The sequence below is a fragment of the Olleya marilimosa CAM030 genome (genome assembly GCF_000518485.1).
In the GTDB taxonomy this organism is placed as follows: Bacteria; Bacteroidota; Bacteroidia; order Flavobacteriales; family Flavobacteriaceae; genus Olleya; species Olleya marilimosa.
Map to the genome: position 1 here is coordinate 65,444 of NZ_JADR01000007.1, position 18,146 is coordinate 83,589.

Consider the following 18,146-nt stretch of genomic DNA (forward strand, 5'->3'; position numbering starts at 1 on the left):
CTACTATCACTAATGCAACAAGACATAAACATAAAAATAACAGACAGAGATGGTGTAACACATGAAGTGCTTGCGCCAACAGATATGGCAATGAACCTTATGGAAGTCGTACGTAGTTACGAGCTAGCTCCAGAAGGCACTATTGGTATTTGTGGTGGTATGGCAATGTGTGCTAGTTGCCAATGTTATGTATTAAGTGATACGATGCTTCCAGAAATGCAGGACGATGAAGAAGCGATGCTTAGCGAAGCATTTAATGTCAAAGATAATTCGCGTTTAGGTTGTCAAATACAAATAACACCAGACCTAGAAGGTTTGGAAGTCCAGTTAGCTCCTGAAGAATAATCACACGTCATCACATACAAAGTAAGTCTTATAAATACGTCATTGCGAACAAAGTGAAGCAATCTGCTTAATATGGAATCAGTTTCAAAAAACAGAAAATCACCTAACCTTTATAATCCAATAAACGTCTAGGACCTTCTAATAAGACACGCACAATTTGTAGTGTACCATCTTCTTTAGTGGCTATTTGCCATTTAATTAAAGAAATCGCGCCATTTTCAATCTCGATACCAGTTATGCTTCTTGGGTGCACACAACTACCATCATTAAAAAATGCCACATCACCAGGTTCCGGAAAACGTGGTCTGTGTGTATGACCAACAACAGTCATAATATTATTATTCTCAGTAATCCACTTTTTGGTACGACGTTCTACTTTAATTAATTCTTTATAGTTTTTTGCAGGACTTGTTGGATCCGCAATACCCATAACATTTAAAGGTTTCCAAAGGACACGTACCATAAATCGGCTCCATTTCCAAAAAGTATAATTCCACCAATCGGCTTGATGACCATGAGTTAAAAACAGCTCTTGTTGTGTGTCTTTATGTTTTAAAATAATGGCTTCGTTGTATTCGATATCACCAAACAATTCTACATCTGCACCAACCTTAGGATCAAAAAAAGAATGTAAATTTTTCTTAACATAGTTGGGATCGCGATACACCATATCATGATTTCCCCAAATCATATGCAAGCGCTTTTGTTTATGAAACAGTTGCATTAAACCATACACGTTTTTATGAGCGTAAAGGATGGATTCAAACGAGTTATTTTCCCATAACTCATCACCATCACCTAATTCGGCATAGGCAAAACCTTGGACATAATAATGTTTTAAGGCATGGTAATAAATGTTTCTATTATTAGCAAAATCGTCTGCAAAACTATTATCACCACGATGACAATCGCTAAATAATATAAACTTGGAATCGTCATCAAACGCAACAACTTTGGCGTTATTATAAGCACGATCTAATTTCTTTTTTGCTGAAAACATAGTGTTTAGTTACTCATAGCAAGATAAGATATATTTTAATTAAAAGAGAAAAGGTAAATCAAAACCAAAAGGTGTTTCTGAATTAGATTTAATATCCCATTCTAATAATTAATACAACTAATTTATTCAGAAATTCACAAAACACCACATTAAAATATAAACAGTACTTTTGGCAGAGTTCCAAACAAACAAAAATGCAGAATAAAAACTGGTACGTACTATACGTAAAACGAAACCACGAAAATAAGGTCGAAACCCTTATAAATAAGTGGAATAACAACATTCATGCTTTTTGTCCAATTCGTACTGAAATCCGTGTGTGGAGCGATCGTAAGAAAAAAATAAAAGTCCCATTATTACCTCGTATCATATTTGTAAATGCTACTGAGGAACAGCGCAATACGATATTTGATTTACCAGGAACCGTTAACTATTTGTACGACCAAGGAAAACCCGGAATTGTCAGAGAAGAAGAAATTAATTACCTAAAAAACAATTTGAAAAACCTTGATATTCAGTCGCATAGTGTGGAACCGATAACGCTTGGCGAAACGCTACCTTTGGTAGATTTTGGTATAGAAAATCAAGAAGGATTAATAGTGAAAACCACAAAAAATAATGTTTGGGTAGTTTTGAAGTCTGTTGGATTTGTTGTAAAATTGCAGCTTAATCAGTAATAAAAAAACAGTTTTATACAGTGTTACGGTTCTCACCAAATCGTAATTATATATTATAATAAAAGGGAAAATAATCATGACATCTCCTTCATAACATAAATAACTAAATTACAAAGGATTATGTGACGGCCTAATCAAAACAGCAATGTTTTAATTAGCTAGGCATAATAACTGGTGTTTTAGCATTGCATTTAGTTAAGGTTTAAGGTCGTGTTAATGACGTAAAAACAAGTTGTTTTTACAAATGTATCGCAGTATAATAGCAACTTGCCATGTGACAAGTAAGGGCGTAGCCACGTTCGGTACCTATTATACTTAACCATTTTTAGTACCAATTTGGCAATCGCTATTAATATGATTTTAGATAACTTACCTAGTAATCACGAGGAGATAACCGCCTTTTTAAACCACTACAAGTTTCCTGTAGCGGTCTGTACTACACTATTTGCTATTTGTGCCACCATGGTTGTTACTCCAAAAGTAGTAGCCATTAGTAAAGCCAAAAATTTAACTGCATCACCAAACGACAGGACCTCTCATAAAGGGATTGTGCCTACACTTGGTGGTATTGGTGTATTTACAGGTATGATATTACCTATAAATGTAACAGCAATATTATTTGCTAATTACAGCCAGCTAATTGATTTGTTAATATTTAATGCGTTAATATTAGCGTTATTATTGATAGGTATTTTTGATGATATCATGAAACTTTCGGCAGTCCGAAAATTAGGATATCAATTAGTGGTTGCTACCATTTATGTTTTAGGTGCAAATATGTATATAGATTCCTTTTTAGGTTTATTTGGGATGGATGATATTCCAATAACTTATTCCATAATTTTTTCTGTGTTTGTTATTGTTCTTTTAATTAATGCCTATAATTTGGTTGATGGTATAGACGGTTTAGCAGGAGTGCTAGGCGTTTTAATCTCTGGTTATATGTCCATAGTATTTTACCTGACCAATCACTTTTTTTATAGTTTAGTTTGTTTGTCTTTAGTAGGCGCTTTAATAGGCTTTTTAGTCTTTAATTTTTCGCGACACCGTAAAATATTTTTGGGTGACACAGGGTCATTAATAGTTGGCTTTTTGTTAGCTTTAGAGGTCGTAACATATTTAAGTCTTGGTGCACGCGAGTCACAGTTAATAATGTTTAAAAACGCTCCAGTAATAGTGCTAGCATTAGTGTCGTATCCATTATTTGATACCTTACGTGTGTTTTTTATTAGGATAATTAACAAGCGCAGCCCATTTTCGCCAGACCGTAATCACATCCATCATCGTTTGGTGGACTTAGGTTTAAAACATAAATATGCGACACTAATTATTGGATTGTATACAATTATAATAACTGGTTTAGCAATTTTACTTAGGGATTTACCAATAAATAAAGCCTTTTTTATAATATTACCTGCTGGAATTGTGTTATTACTATTTCCTTTTATTTTAAAAGTAAAATCGGGTAAAGTTAAATGGGTTGTTCCTACCTTGTAAAAAAAAGGGAAAAAACTATAAAAAAGATAAATTAAGATAATAAGTATATATATAAAATGACAATAGCTATTATAGGTTTAGGTTATGTAGGATTACCATTAGCAAGATTATTTGCTACAAAATATAAGGTCATAGGATTTGATATTAATTCCGCTCGTGTTTCAGAGCTACAACAAGGTATAGACAGTACGCTAGAAATTGATCAGGCAACTTTAAAAGCAGTGGTTGTAACTAGTCCAGACCAACTTAATCAAAAAGATCAAGGCTTGTATTGCACAACAGATCAAGCACATTTAGCAAGCGCGACACATTATATTATAACAGTACCTACACCAGTAGACAAAAACAATAGACCAGATTTAACACCTTTAGTTAAGGCTAGTGAGACCGTTGGACGCGTATTAAAAAAAGGAGACATTGTAGTTTATGAATCTACGGTATATCCAGGAGCAACAGAGGAAGTTTGCATTCCAGTATTAGAAGCCACAAGTGGTTTAAAATTTAATACAGATTTTTTTGCAGGCTACTCACCAGAACGTATTAATCCAGGAGATAAAGAGCACACTGTAGATAAAATTTTAAAAGTAACCTCTGGATCAACGCCAGACGTTGGGCAACAAATAGACAAATTGTACAGCAGTGTTATTACAGCAGGTACACATTTAGCACCTTGTATAAAAGTAGCAGAAGCAGCAAAAGTGATTGAAAACGCGCAACGTGATATTAATATTGCGTTTGTAAACGAACTTGCTAAAATCTTCAATCGTTTAGACATTAATACAAACGATGTATTAGAAGCAGCAGCTACAAAATGGAATTTTCTACCCTTTAAACCAGGATTAGTTGGTGGACACTGTATTGGTGTAGACCCTTATTATCTAGCTCAAAAAGCACAAGAAGTAGGCTATCATCCCGAAATCATATTAGCAGGTAGACGACTTAACGACTCCATGGGAGAATATGTGTCCTCACAAATAGTAAAATTAATGCTAAATAATGATGTTAAAGTCAAAGGAGCAAACATCGTGGTACTAGGATTTACGTTTAAAGAAAACTGTCCAGACGTCCGTAATACCAAAGTCGTGGATGTAGTCCGTAGTTTACAAAGTTATGGCATAACCGTAACCATCTACGATCCATTAGCATCACCAGAGCAAGTACAACACGAGTACCAATTAACAACAACACAACACAAACCTACAGCAGTATTTGACGCAGTAGTAGTAGCAGTACCACATAAACAGTTTTTAGACTTAGATTTACAAACACTAAAAGCACCCAAAGCTATTGTATACGATGTAAAAGGTGTATTAAAACACGCAGACGGTAGACTGTAAACAATCAAAACAAAAATAGTAACGTTTAGTAAACCCATAGATGGAGACATTTACACAATTAAAAAATAAAAAAGTACTAGTAACAGGAGGCGCAGGATTTATAGGGTCTAACCTTTGTCAAGCCTTATTAAACCTAGACATTAAAGTGACCTGTTTAGACAATTTTGCAACAGGACACCAACACAATATTACACCCTTTTTAAGCAATCCTAATTTTACACTAATAACAGGCGATATTCGCGATTTAGAAGTGTGTAATACAGCCTGCAAAGATCAAGACTTTGTCTTGCATCAAGCAGCATTAGGGTCTGTACCAAGATCCATAGTAGATCCAATTACAAGTAATGCAGTTAATGTGTCTGGATTTTTAAATATGCTAGTAGCAGCAAGAGACGCCAAAGTAAAACGGTTTATTTATGCTGCAAGCTCATCCACTTATGGAGACCACGAAGCCTTACCTAAAGTAGAAGAAACCATTGGTAAACCCTTATCACCATACGCCATCACAAAATATGTAAACGAGCTGTATGCAGAAAACTTTTTTACATCCTACGGATTAAATACCATAGGATTACGTTATTTTAATGTCTTTGGTAGACGCCAAGATCCAAACGGAGCCTACGCAGCAGTCATCCCATTATTTGTAAAGCAGTTAATAAAACACCAAAGTCCAGTAATTAATGGAGACGGAAGTTATTCTCGTGATTACACTCACATAGACAATGTAGTACAAATGAATTTGCTTGCCATTACAACCCAAAACAAACAGGCACTTAACCAAGTTTATAATACAGCAGTTGGAGACCGTACCACTTTAGTACAATTAACAGACTTACTAAAAAAATACTTGTCTAAATACGATCCTAAAATAGCCCAAGTTAATATAGTACATGGTCCAAACCGAAAAGGAGACATTCCACATTCGTTGGCATCTGTAGATAAAGCAAAACGTTTATTAGATTATAATCCAACGCATGGTATTGCTCAAGGGATTGAAGAAGCAGTAGATTGGTATTGGGAGAATTTGAGTTAAATTAATTTTTGAAAATTAAAACAACAACTAAATTGCTAAAGTTATTTAAGTTTAGGCACTTTTTATAATGTTAGATAAAATAAAAAACAATATTAAATCTAAGCAAGGTAAAGTGCTAATTGGGAATTTTTTCTCCTTATCTGCATTACAGCTTGTCGGCATGTTACTCCCTTTAATTACATTACCATACGTTTTAAGGGTAATCGGATTAGAGAAATATGGTCTAATAGCTTTAGCATTATCGTTAGTGGCTTATTTTAATTCGATAGTAGATTTTAGTTTTCGTATTACTGCTACTAGAGATGTTGCAGTCTTTAGAAATAGTCCTAAAAAACTTAATTTAATTTATAGTAAAGTAACTACTGTTAAAGCAATATTTTTGACATTATCTTTAATTCTATTAACGCTAATCATTATTATTTACCCACCATTTTATGAAGAAAAATTTATTTTCTTCTCAGCTTCATTATCGCTGATTGGATATATGCTTTTTCCAGAATGGTTTTTTCAAGGAATGGAAAAAATGAAATACATTACAGTAATAAATATAATTGTAAAGGTTGCTTTTGCTTTAAGTGTGTTTGTTTTTATAAAAGAGGAAAATGATTATATATTATATCCTTTGATGACGAGCTTAGGTTTGTTTTTTTCGGGATTAGCTGGGCAATATATTTTGATAAAAAAATATAAGCTTAAATTTTATAGAATGTCATTTAAAAGAATAAAAAGTACAATAAATATAAATATTCCCATATTTGTTAACCAGTTTATCCCTAATTTATATAACAATACTGGAGGTTTTTTACTAGGAATATTTTGTGCACCAACATTATTGGGATTGTATACTGCAGTTCGTCAAATTATTGATTTAGCTATAACATTGTTGACTATAATATCACGAGTATTTTTTCCTTATTTGAATAAAAATAAATCAGCTTTTTATATATATAAAAAAATAATGTTTACACTAACAGTGTTGGGTGTATTAATAATAATATTAAGTAATCAAATTATATTTTGGTATCTTGATATTGATTATTCATCAGGTATTTGGGTTTTAATTCTTTTATCGTTAAGTATAATTGGTAATACAGCCTATGACGTATTTGGTTTGAATTATTTTATTGTGAATAATGAAGATAATTTAGTTATGAGCAATACTATAAAAATGTCTATAATTGGATTTATAATAACGATACCATTAATTTATTTTTTTGATATTATAGGAGCTGCATTGAGCTTAATGTTATCAAGGTCTTTGATGGGAGGTGGTTTATATTTAAAATTCTTTCAGTTAAAAAACACTAAAAATAATTAATGAAATTAGCAATACATAAAAGTTTAGGAAGTTTCTCCGAGCGATGGATTAATTATTGTGATGAAAATGATATTTCTTACAAAATAGTCAATTGTTATGATAGTGATATTGTTAAACAATTAGATGATTGTAACGCACTGTTATGGCATTACCATCATGCTAATTTTACTGATAGTATAATGGCAAAACAATTGTTGTTTGCCTTAGAGCAATCAGGGAAATCAGTCTACCCTAATAGTAATACTACATGGTATTTTGATGATAAAATTGGGCAAAAGTATTTGTTAGAAGCAATTGATATTCCATTTGTTGACACACATGTTTTTTACAATAAAAAAGAAGCTTGTTCTTGGATTAAAACTCAAGATTTCCCAAAAGTGTTCAAGCTACGTGGAGGAGCAGGATCAATAAATGTAAAATTACTAAAGTCAAAGCGAGAAGGATTGCGATATGCTAAAAAAGCTTTTGCCAAAGGGTTTAAAAAATATAATGGTTGGATACCATTTCGTGATAAGTTTAAGAAATTTACTAAAGGGAATGAATCAGGTTTAAATGTTATTAAAGCATTTGGTAGGATGTTAATTCCGACTGAATTTATGAAATATTCACCGCGGGAAAGGGGATATTTATATATACAAGAATTTTGTGCAGGTAACGATAGTGATATTAGAGTTATTGTTGTTGGGAAACGTGCATTTGCTATTAAAAGATTAGTTAGAGAAAATGATTTTCGTGCATCTGGAAGTGGTCATATACTATATTCAAAAGAAGAGTTTGATATCCGTTGTATTGCAATGGCTTTTGAGTTAAACAAAAAGTTGAAAACACAAAGTCTTGCTATTGATTTTGTGTTTGATTCAAGTGATAATCCTATTATTATTGAGATTAGCTACGGTTGGCATGTCAAAGGTTACGATAGCTGTCCTGGATATTGGGATAACGATTTGAATTGGGTTGAAGGTAAATTTGATCCCTATGGGTGGATGATAGAAAATTTAACTAAGGAATCTAGTTTATGAATGTTTTAAAGTTGCTTTTAGATCGCACCAATTTTATGATTTTTTTTATCATTATTTGGGACACACTTAAGTTTTACTTGGGTTTAGACGCTGCAATTTATCAATTTTTAATTTTGTTGCCAGTCTTATTCCTTGGTCTGACTGATAATATTTCAAGCCCATTATTTTGGAAAACAATATCATCAAGACCAGGTTCAGTATGGTTAATTTGGATAATTTTTGCATTATTAAATACTTTTTTTATTACAGGTTTTTTTCACCCTAACAGTCAAAGTCCCTTTGTATTTATATCAGCAATTGTAATAACTTTCTTGTTTTTCATTGTCATAATTTCTAAAAAATATTCAACTAAATCTTTGATTATTGTAATGCAGTTAGCTTTTGCAGTACGATTAATTATTTCTTTTATCTTCGATTCTAGTTCTATTCAGGGAAGTGATACTGTTGCGCGATTTGGTTCTGAATTCAATTCGAATGCAATCGCTTTTGGAGCATTGTTTTATATAATACTAATGATTATAAAAAAAATTCAGTTTAATAAGACCCATATTATTGAGTATGCTTTTGCTATAGTATCTATAGCTACGATTCTACTAACTGCATCAAAAAAAAATTTTTTAACACTAGTTTTTGTTATTTTATCTTACCTAGTTATAAAAAGGTCTAAAAATGTAATTAAAAATATAATTTTAGGATTTATTTCTTTTGGATTAGTTGCGATTTTAGGGTTTTGGACATTGAATAATACAGGTATTGGGACTAGAATCCTTCATACGTTTGAAAAATCTGCAAATGCAGAATCGACAGATAAGATGTTTGACCATAGAATGTCTTACTACATTAATGGATGGGAGTTTTTTAAAGAGAATCCTATAAACGGTATTGGACTTATTAACTTTCCTTACAGAAATAATTCAACTCATGTTTTACATACGGAATATATGGTTCAGTTGACCGAAAATGGAATTATAGGTACATCATTATTCATTTTGTTTTATGGATACATCATTAAACATTTACTAAAAATTAGAATTAGCGCTTGTATTAATCAAAGACGTACGGCAGAAGTTTATCTGTTAGGGATATTAGTAATGTTTATATTGTTTTTCGGGTCATGGATATATAATAATCCGTTAATGTGGGTGCTTATTGCTTTAGCAGTAAGATTTATTCGACAGTCGAAGAATAATATAAAAAAACTTAGACAAAATTATGCTAAAATAACAGTGAATGGTTAAAGTAGTGATATTAGTAAATACTTTGAACAGTGGAGGTTCTGAGCGTCAGAGTATCATGTTGTTTAATGTCCTGAAAAGTGATTTTTCAACGACTCTAATTGTGATACATCCAGAAAAGATAGAGCAAAATATGTTAAATCTTATTGAGGGAGATAATTATAATTTAGTAAAGTTGGAAGGTTCTTTTTTTTATAAATTCAAAATACTCTGTAAATTTCTTAAGGAAAACAATACAACTCATGTTTTTAACTTTTTGACAAAGCCTAATTTGATAGGCGCAATAGCTAGTAAGAAAGCAAAGGTACGTAATGTCTATAGTGGTATCCGAACTACTACGTTACCGTTTTGGAAATTTTTTATAGAGAAAGTTACTTCTAATTATTTAGTTACAGGTACAATTTATAATAGTTATTCAGGTGCAAAAATTTTTACTGCAAAGGGGCTAACTAAAAGCATAGTTATTCCAAATTGCTTTCCATTAATTAATGATCCCATAATAAGAAATCGTAATAACAAAATTACTAATATAATTACGGTAGGACGATTCGTAAAAGCAAAAGACTATTTAACATCTATTTTAGTTATAAAACAATTATTGTCTAAAGGGGAAAATGTCCATTATACAATTGTAGGATATGGTATTTTAGAAAGTAAAATTAGACAATGGATAATTAATTATGAATTAGAAAATCATATTACAATGATTATTAATCCAAAAAATATACCAGAACTACTCTTAAAATCTGATATTTATTTGTCAACATCACTTTTTGAAGGTACTAGTAATTCAATTATGGAAGCAATGAACGCTTCCCTTCCTATAGTCGCAACTGATGTAGGTGACAATAAGGAGCTTGTTATTGATGGAGTTAATGGATTTGTCGAGGAGGTGTCAGATTTTAAGTCTTTAGCGGTTGCTGTTCAGAATATTTTAAAAGGTATTGATAATCAAAAAAACATGGGTGTTGAGAGTAATATTATATTAAAAGATCGGTATTCACTAAAAAACTATAAACTAAAATACAGAAAATTAATAGACAAAAAATGAAAATATTACATATAGGTCCAAAAAATTATCCACCTGCTCATGGAGGAGTAGAAAAAGTGGTATTTGATTTAGTTACAGGACTGAATAAAGCAGATAGTCATGTTTTAGTGGAATGGGTGCAGGAAGAGAAAGAAAATATAAAGGTGTTACCAAAAGGATATTTTAAACAATTAAAATTTGTTCTCTCATATGCAAAGCAGAAAAAAATATCTGTATTACATTTTCATAAAGAACTTTTTGTTCTACAAGCTGTTTTAGCAAAATTTTTGGGATATAAAACTATTGTTACAATACATGGTTGTCCATGGCGTGTAAAAAAGTGGAATTTTATTTACCGCTGCATATTTTATTTTCTAGATTTGTTAGCATGTGCTTTTGTTGATGAAGTGGTCTTTGTGAGTAAGAGAGATACTACTCATTTTTCTCGTATTTTCTTTTGGAAAAAAATAAATTTTATTCCAAACGGTATCGCAGTGAGTCATTTAAGTTGTTCAGAAGATACTAAGCAATGTGTTTTTATTGGTAGAATTAGTATTGAAAAAAACGTTTTAGAATTAATTAAAGCTTTCAGGGATCAAGATAAAGTATTAACAATTTATGGTCCATTAGATAGTCATAACCAGAATTATGGGAATGCGGTATTAACAGAGATAAAAGATTCAATTAATGTAAGTTATGGAGGTGTTCTTCCCTTTTCTAAAGTTATTAAAACATTATCCAAGTATAATACATTTTATAATTTGTCTTCTTCTGAGGGTATGCCTGTAGCTGTACTAGAGGCTGCATCTATAGGAATGAATTTAGTTTTGTCTGATATACCACAACATCGTGATTTAGGATTTATAGATGTTAAATATGTAAATTTGAATAATATTTGTATTAGTAATTCAACCGTTTTTAAAGGATCTTCTAAATTAAATAAGAATCATACAGAAAAAGTTTTTACTATTTCAGAAACAGCAAAAAAATATAAAAAATTATATGAGAAGTTAATGAGGAATACGATTTCTTAAAAAAGATTTGCAGTCTTTGTTGTAGAATCTAAATCCTTTAAAATATCATAAAATATAAGTTACAGAGGCTATGTTCTTATTTGTTACTATTTTTGTTACCAACTAATATGCAATAAATCAGTTTTAATAAAAATGGTAAGACAACGATGTAACTAACCAATAGTCAGTATCATAATAATCGCTAATAATAGAAAATCAATACATGTTTAAACAGCACCTAATTAAAATAATAACGCTTGTGGTTGTCTCGATATCCTTAAGCAGCTGTGTGAGTAATAAAGAAATTTTATACTTTCAGGACGCTAACCAATACAACCAAACTAACGTACAGTATCAGGAAAACACCATTCAGCCTAACGATATTTTAGCAGTAACCATAAGTGCTGCCATACCAGAAGCAGCCATTCCGTATAACAAAAACGTAAATGCTAATGCTGTTAATAATAGCGTAGATATTTTAAAACTGCAAGGGTATTTGGTAAATCCTGAAGGGTTTATAGCCTTACCAGTTTTAGGTAAAATTAAAGCCACACAGCTAACCAACTCGCAATTAGAAAACCAAATTGTGGCACAACTAGAAAATGATGGACACTTAATTAATCCTATTGTAACCGTTAGATTACTTAATGCTAAAGTCACTGTTTTAGGTGAAGTCCAACGTCCTGGAACCTTTAGTTTTACAGAGCAGTACATTAGTGTACCTCAAGCTTTAGGCTATGCTGGCGATTTAACCATAAACGGAAAGCGTGACGATATTTTGTTAATTAGAGAAGTGGACGCGACACGTAAAATTACACACATAGACTTAACCACAACCCAATGGATGGATAATCCAGAATACAGACTAAAACCTAACGACGTGTTAGTGGTACAACCTAATCGTGCTAAAGTAAAAACAGCAGGTTACGTGGGTAATGTGTCAACAATAGTAGCAATTGCATCGGTAACCTTAAGTGCTATAATTTTATTGACTAGATAAGACGACTATGGATAATTACCTAGAGCAGCAAGACACACAAGAGCAGCAAATAGACTTAAAAGGCATTGCTAATAAGTATTTGGCTTATTGGTATTGGATCGCTTTAAGCGGAATAATAGCCTTAATTATAGCCTTTTTATATTTACGTTACACACCTGATAGCTACAAAACTGCTGCAAAAATTAAGGTGTTAACTGAAAAAGAATCCACTGCCTTAAACCTAGATTTAGATAAATTATTAGGTAAAGGAAACGTCAACCTTGAAAACGAACGTGCTGTATTGCAATCCTTTAGATTAAACCGACAGGTGGTTAATCAATTAAATTTACAGGTGCAATATTTTCAGTCTGGTCGTGTTAATAAATCCGAAGTGTTTAACGCACCTTTTAAAGTGGTGTTTGATCCGGAATTAGCAAAAAAAGAAGCCGAATTAAATTTCCAAATAACACTTCAGGATAAAGGTTACCAATTATTAAACCTAGAAACCGAAGCAATTTTACAAGTCCCAAGTTTTTATTTTGAAAAACCAACGCAAGACTTTCCGTTTGCCATTCAGCCAACCAATGCACAAAGCTTAACTGTAAGCGATAATCCTGTGTATGAGGTTAAAATTATTAGCCAAACACAAGCGACTCAAAACCTATTACAAGCCATAAAAATTGCGCCTGATGGTAAGGATAGTGATATATTAATTTTAAGTCTTGAAGATCCAAGCAAGCAAAAAGCACAACAGGTCTTAAATACCTTAATTGAAGTCTATACACAAGATGGTATTACAGACAGACAGGAAGTGTCTAAACGTACTATCGCGTTTATTGACGAAAGGTTTACGTATCTAACTACCGAGTTGGACTCGATTGAAGTCGCAAAAGGCAGCTACAAGCAAGACAATAACTTAAGTATTTTTGAAGCTGATGCAGCGTCTGTGATTCAGAAAAAATCAATTAAAGACGAACAACTTTTTGAAGCCGAAACACAATTACTGTTAGCAGATGTGTTAGACAAAAGCATAACAAGTAACCAAGACATAAAATTATTACCAGCTAATATTGGGTTAAATAGTGGTGCAGTAAATACTTTGGTTAGCGATTATAATGCTGCAGTGTTAGAATATAACAAATGGAAAGCTACAGCAGGAGACAATAACCCAAGGGTTAAGATTTTAAAAGCGTCTATTACAGACTTAAATAACAACATCCAACGCTCGTTATCTGGTTATAAAACGCAATTACAACAAGCCTTATCGCAAAATAAACGTGCGCAAGGTTTAGCGCAACAGTCCTTTAAAACCTTACCAAGCAAAGAAAAAATATTACGTAGCATAGAGCGTCAACAAATCCTAAAAGAAAACCTATACCTACTGTTATTACAAAAACGCGAAGAAGCAGCAATTACTATGGCAGTCACTGCAGCGAATGTAAAAGTGATAGATTACGCCATTACTAACTCGATTCCTGTAGCACCAAAACGTAAAATAGTACTGTTAGCTGCATTGTTGCTAGGTTTAGGACTACCAATAGGTATTTTGTATTTAAAGTTTTTAACCAACACTAAAATTTACACGAGTAAGGATGTAGAAAGCATCAATCCAAACACAGCTATTATTGGTGAGATTCCTGTAATTCCAAATGCTAAACAAGCCTTAAAGCTAACCTCAGGTAACACCCAAACCGAAGAAGCCTTTAGGACTTTAATACATAACCTAAACTTTACGTTGCATAACAAGGAGGCAAGCCAAGGTCAAGTTATTGCGTTAACATCATCTGTTAAAGGAGAAGGTAAAACAACGGTTGCGTTTAATATTGCACAAACCTATTTTCATTTAAAAAAGAAAGTCTTATTAGTTGGTGCAGATTTACGTAATCCTCAATTACACACCTTAATAGGTAGTACAAAAGACACCACAGGATTGTCTAATTATTTAAGTAGTCAAAATAGTAATTGGCAAGACATTTTAATACATATGGATGCTGATAGTAATCAATTTGATTTACTATTATCAGGTCCAATTCCGCCAATGCCAACGGTTTTATTATCAAGTGCACGTTTCCAAGCGTTTTTAAAAGAAGCAAAAGCACAGTATGATTATGTAATTGTAGATACTGCTCCAACCTTATTAGTAGCGGATACCTTAACGTTTATGGATGGTGTGGATTATACGGCTTACGTGGTGAGATCTGGAGTGACAGAAAAACCATTAATTGAATATTCTAAGAAATTAGTGGACCAGAAAAAAATCAAAAACATGGGTTATATTATTAACGATATTGACTTTAAAGGGTCGTATGGTTATGGGTATAATTATGGCTATGGTTATGGTTATCATGCCGAAACGGTTAAGAAAAAATGGTATCAGTTTAAAAAATAGTACAATAATAATACCTATATAAGGTTAGTAAAGTATCTCCCTAAACTATTAATAGCGCAAACAGTAACTAAGTTAAAATAGTAACTTAATGAAGATAAAATCGCTATTACTACACGTAGTTGTTGTTAGTGCATGTGTAATGTATAAAGCAACAGCACAAGACAAACCATACCTAAAATTGGCTTTAGGCGTCAACATAATTAATAATAATCCATACAGCAGATTACCTTGGGAAATCCAGAGGTTAGACTATGCGACACCCTTTAATGTAGGTTTGGATTATCAATTAAATAAGCATTGGAGTGTGGGTTTAAATGTGTCCACCAACACGCTTAAAACGCCCAAAAACTCAGCCAGTTTATGGGCAACGCAAGCAGATATTAATTATTATATTATCCCAAATACAACCAGAGACTACAAAGAGTTGTATGTGTTTTTAGCAGCAGGAAAATACACGTACGCTAATACAGACGCGCTTATAGCAGGTCCTGGTTTAGGAATTAATTATTGGGTGTTTCCTAAAATGGCTATTAATATCTCTGGACGTGCCAACGTAGCAGTCAAAAATAATAGTCCTGAAGTAGGTAGTTATTACCAATGTAACATTGGTGTGATTTGGCGATTTACTAATGATTTTAGATGAAATACATAAGCCTAAATATAAACTACAGTGTAAACCAAAGGATAATTCAAAAACTACAAAACAGCATAAGCCCATAGTATAATACATAATAAAAAAAACACGTCGTTAAGACGTGCTTTTTTATATCTATACATTGAGTGACTAAATATTCAAATAAAATAATAAGAAAGAAAAGCTTAAGCTATGCAATATTCTATTCACTATCTACTATTTAAAAGCATTTAATCCAGTCACATCTAATCCAGTAATTAACAAATGGATATCATGTGTACCTTCATAAGTAACAACACTTTCAAGATTCATCATATGTCTCATAATGCTGTACTCACCACTAATTCCCATACCACCTAACATTTGTCTAGCGTCTCTAGCAATTTTTAGTGCCATATCTACATTATTACGTTTCGCCATAGATATTTGTGCTGAGGTAGCAGTACCATTTTCGCGCATAACACCTAATCGCCAAGCTAATAATTGTGCTTTGGTAATTTCGGTAATCATTTCAGCAAGCTTCTTTTGTTGTAATTGGAATTGTCCAATAGGCTTACCAAATTGCATACGTTCTTTACTATATCTTAAAGCAGTATCGTAGCAATCCATTGCTGCTCCAATCGCTCCCCAAGCAATACCAAAACGTGCCGAATCTAAGCAACCTAATGGTGCACCTAATCCAGATTTGTTAGGTAATAAGTTTTCTTTTGGTACTTTAACGTTGTCAAAAATAAGCTCTCCAGTTGCAGACGCACGAAGGGACCATTTGTTATGTGTTTCAGGTGTTGTAAAGCCTTCCATACCACGTTCTACAATTAAACCATGGATACGTCCTGCTTCATTTTTAGCCCAAACTACAGCGATGTTACAAAATGGCGAATTTGAAATCCACATTTTTGCACCATTTAATAGGTAATGGTCTCCCATGTCTTTAAAGTTGGTGACCATCCCTCCAGGATTACTTCCATGATCAGGCTCAGTTAAACCAAAACTTCCAATCCATTCTCCACTTGCTAATTTTGGTAAGTATTTTTGGCGTTGTGCCTCGTTACCATATTTCCAAATAGGATACATTACTAACGACGATTGTACTGAGGCAGTACTACGTACACCAGAATCACCACGTTCTATCTCTTGCATAATTAAACCATAAGCAATCTGGTCTAAACCTGCACCACCATATTCCTCAGGAATATAAGGTCCAAAAGCACCAATATCTGCTAATCCTTTAACAATTTGCTTCGGGAATTCTGCTTTTTGAGCATACTCTTCAATAATAGGAGAGACGTCACGCTTAACCCATTCGCGAGCAGCATCACGTACTAATTTATGTTCTTCAGTTAAAAGTTCGTCAAGATTATAATAATCTGGCGCTTCAAATAAATCTGGTTTCATTTAAGTCTGTATTAAAAATAAACTATTCGTGTAGCTTATCGTTTCAATCACAAAAATAACGAAATCGTTTTCAGAACACAATATTATATCAAAAATTAAGGCAATTTTTTAAGAATTCTTTTATTTACTAGTATATAATAACATATTTAGCATTTTAGCACAAATCCTTATAGTAACAAATCAAACCCAATAGTATCAAACCAATGTCACAAATAGCAAAAGCAATGTCTCCCTGAGCGCAGTCGAAGGGTCTCTTACAGACCACCAATCACAATAGCAAAATAAAGCCACGCACACCACGTCATCCTGAACTAGTTTCAGGATCCCATCCTAATTAAAGCAAGTAAACAGCATCCAAAAAGCTATGCAATTCACTACATTTTAAGATAAAAATCTTTAGTTAACGCAATATAATCGTCTGTGTATTGGTGTCTTGTGGTTTCAATAACCAAGGTCTCGGTTTTAATTTCGCTTTCGCGGAAAGAAAAGGCTAGCAAGCTTCTTTTAACATCCGAAGTAGGCGTGCCTTTAACATGTAAGATGTTATTAGGGAACAAATTAACTTTAGACGCTAGCTTTATAAAATGAGCTTCTTCTTTAAAAGGAATAACAACCGTAAAAACACCTTGGTCTGACAATAATTGAGCAACACAAGCTACTAAATGATCAAACGGTAAGGCATCTGTAAAACGTGCTAAGTCACGTTGTGTATTGTCAGATTTGTAATCCTCAGCATAAAACGGAGGATTGGAAATAATTAAATCGTATTTGTCCTCAATTTCTTCAGTAAATTCAGCTAAATCGGCATGATAACAAAATAAGCGATCAGCCCAAGGTGAGGTTTCAAAATTTTCCACACATTGCTCGTAGGCATGTTCATCTATCTCTAAAGCATCAATTACTTGTGCGTTGCTACGTTGCGCTAGCATTAAAGCTAAAATTCCTGTGCCTGCACCAATATCTAAAATAGCAAAAGGATTGGTGTCTAAAGGTGACCAAGCACCAAGTAAAACACCATCAGTCCCAATTTTCATGGCACATTGGTCTTGTTGTACAGTAAATTGTTTAAATTTAAAAGGCTTGCTCATAAAACGTTGTCCTAAATGTGTTGTAGGATCTCTTTAGTTTTGGATGTGATACTGAAATAAATTCAGCATGACCTAGGTTATCTTGTAAGCTGCAAATCTATTAAATACTTAGGATAAATAACAGCTATGATTTTGTTAGATTATTTATAAAAGACTT

At 32.7% G+C, this 18,146-nt stretch carries 16 protein-coding genes; 13 read left to right on the plus strand and 3 right to left on the minus strand.

The window, feature by feature from the left end; translation table 11 throughout:
* Positions 1–12: 12 nt before the first annotated feature.
* The gene (locus M890_RS0109130) at positions 13–345 is read left to right on the plus strand and encodes a 2Fe-2S iron-sulfur cluster-binding family protein (protein WP_028283244.1); all 333 of its coding nucleotides are present in this window, start codon (positions 13–15) and stop codon (positions 343–345) included.
* Positions 346–448: 103 nt separating this feature from the next.
* Here the strand turns inward: M890_RS0109130 and M890_RS0109135 are convergent, their stop codons facing one another.
* Positions 449–1,345, minus strand: a complete 897-nt coding sequence (locus M890_RS0109135) for a metallophosphoesterase family protein (RefSeq protein ID WP_028283245.1) — start codon at positions 1,343–1,345, stop codon at positions 449–451.
* Positions 1,346–1,539: 194 nt separating this feature from the next.
* Here M890_RS0109135 and M890_RS0109140 point away from each other — a divergent pair, with 194 nt between their 5' ends.
* The 12 genes from M890_RS0109140 (at position 1,540) to M890_RS0109195 (ending at position 15,515) form a co-directional block, all read left to right on the plus strand.
* Complete coding sequence (locus M890_RS0109140) at positions 1,540–2,022, plus strand: UpxY family transcription antiterminator (RefSeq protein ID WP_028283246.1); 483 nt, start codon at positions 1,540–1,542, stop codon at positions 2,020–2,022.
* A gap of 354 nt (positions 2,023–2,376) precedes the next feature.
* Positions 2,377–3,519 carry a glycosyltransferase family 4 protein gene (locus M890_RS15995; RefSeq protein ID WP_051437498.1) on the plus strand — a complete coding sequence of 381 codons (1,143 nt, stop codon included), beginning with the start codon at positions 2,377–2,379 and terminating at the stop codon, positions 3,517–3,519.
* Between the two features lie 56 nt (positions 3,520–3,575).
* The gene (locus M890_RS0109150; protein WP_036597371.1) at positions 3,576–4,856 is read left to right on the plus strand and encodes a nucleotide sugar dehydrogenase; all 1,281 of its coding nucleotides are present in this window, start codon (positions 3,576–3,578) and stop codon (positions 4,854–4,856) included.
* Between the two features lie 40 nt (positions 4,857–4,896).
* A complete protein-coding gene (locus tag M890_RS0109155; RefSeq protein ID WP_028283248.1) occupies positions 4,897–5,889 on the plus strand; it encodes an SDR family oxidoreductase in 993 nt (330 codons plus the stop codon).
* Between the two features lie 67 nt (positions 5,890–5,956).
* A complete protein-coding gene (locus M890_RS0109160; protein WP_028283249.1) occupies positions 5,957–7,207 on the plus strand; it encodes an oligosaccharide flippase family protein in 1,251 nt (416 codons plus the stop codon).
* Positions 7,207–8,226 (plus strand): ATP-grasp domain-containing protein, encoded by a 1,020-nt coding sequence (locus tag M890_RS0109165; protein WP_028283250.1) that lies wholly within the window; start codon positions 7,207–7,209, stop codon positions 8,224–8,226. The genes M890_RS0109160 and M890_RS0109165 overlap by 1 nt, the downstream gene beginning before the upstream one ends.
* Positions 8,223–9,464, plus strand: coding sequence for an O-antigen ligase family protein (locus M890_RS0109170; protein ID WP_028283251.1), 1,242 nt, complete (start codon positions 8,223–8,225; stop codon positions 9,462–9,464). The genes M890_RS0109165 and M890_RS0109170 overlap by 4 nt, the downstream gene beginning before the upstream one ends.
* On the plus strand, positions 9,457–10,512 hold the full coding sequence (locus tag M890_RS0109175) for a glycosyltransferase (RefSeq protein ID WP_028283252.1): 1,056 nt from the start codon (positions 9,457–9,459) through the stop codon (positions 10,510–10,512). The genes M890_RS0109170 and M890_RS0109175 overlap by 8 nt, the downstream gene beginning before the upstream one ends.
* Positions 10,509–11,525 (plus strand): glycosyltransferase family 4 protein, encoded by a 1,017-nt coding sequence (locus tag M890_RS0109180; RefSeq protein ID WP_028283253.1) that lies wholly within the window; start codon positions 10,509–10,511, stop codon positions 11,523–11,525. The genes M890_RS0109175 and M890_RS0109180 overlap by 4 nt, the downstream gene beginning before the upstream one ends.
* Positions 11,526–11,793: 268 nt before the next feature.
* Complete coding sequence (locus M890_RS0109185; protein ID WP_232219145.1) at positions 11,794–12,504, plus strand: polysaccharide biosynthesis/export family protein; 711 nt, start codon at positions 11,794–11,796, stop codon at positions 12,502–12,504.
* A 7-nt stretch (positions 12,505–12,511) separates the two neighbouring features.
* Positions 12,512–14,872: a polysaccharide biosynthesis tyrosine autokinase gene (locus tag M890_RS0109190; RefSeq protein WP_028283255.1), complete on the plus strand. Its 2,361-nt coding sequence runs from the start codon at positions 12,512–12,514 to the stop codon at positions 14,870–14,872.
* Between the two features lie 88 nt (positions 14,873–14,960).
* A complete protein-coding gene (locus tag M890_RS0109195) occupies positions 14,961–15,515 on the plus strand; it encodes a DUF3575 domain-containing protein (RefSeq protein ID WP_084553640.1) in 555 nt (184 codons plus the stop codon).
* 207 nt (positions 15,516–15,722) lie between these two features.
* Here the strand turns inward: M890_RS0109195 and M890_RS0109200 are convergent, their stop codons facing one another.
* On the minus strand, positions 15,723–16,901 hold the full coding sequence (locus M890_RS0109200) for an acyl-CoA dehydrogenase family protein (protein ID WP_028283257.1): 1,179 nt from the start codon (positions 16,899–16,901) through the stop codon (positions 15,723–15,725).
* Positions 16,902–17,275: 374 nt separating this feature from the next.
* Positions 17,276–17,989, minus strand: a complete 714-nt coding sequence (locus tag M890_RS0109205; RefSeq protein WP_028283258.1) for a tRNA1(Val) (adenine(37)-N6)-methyltransferase — start codon at positions 17,987–17,989, stop codon at positions 17,276–17,278.
* Between the last annotated feature and the right edge of the window lie 157 nt (positions 17,990–18,146).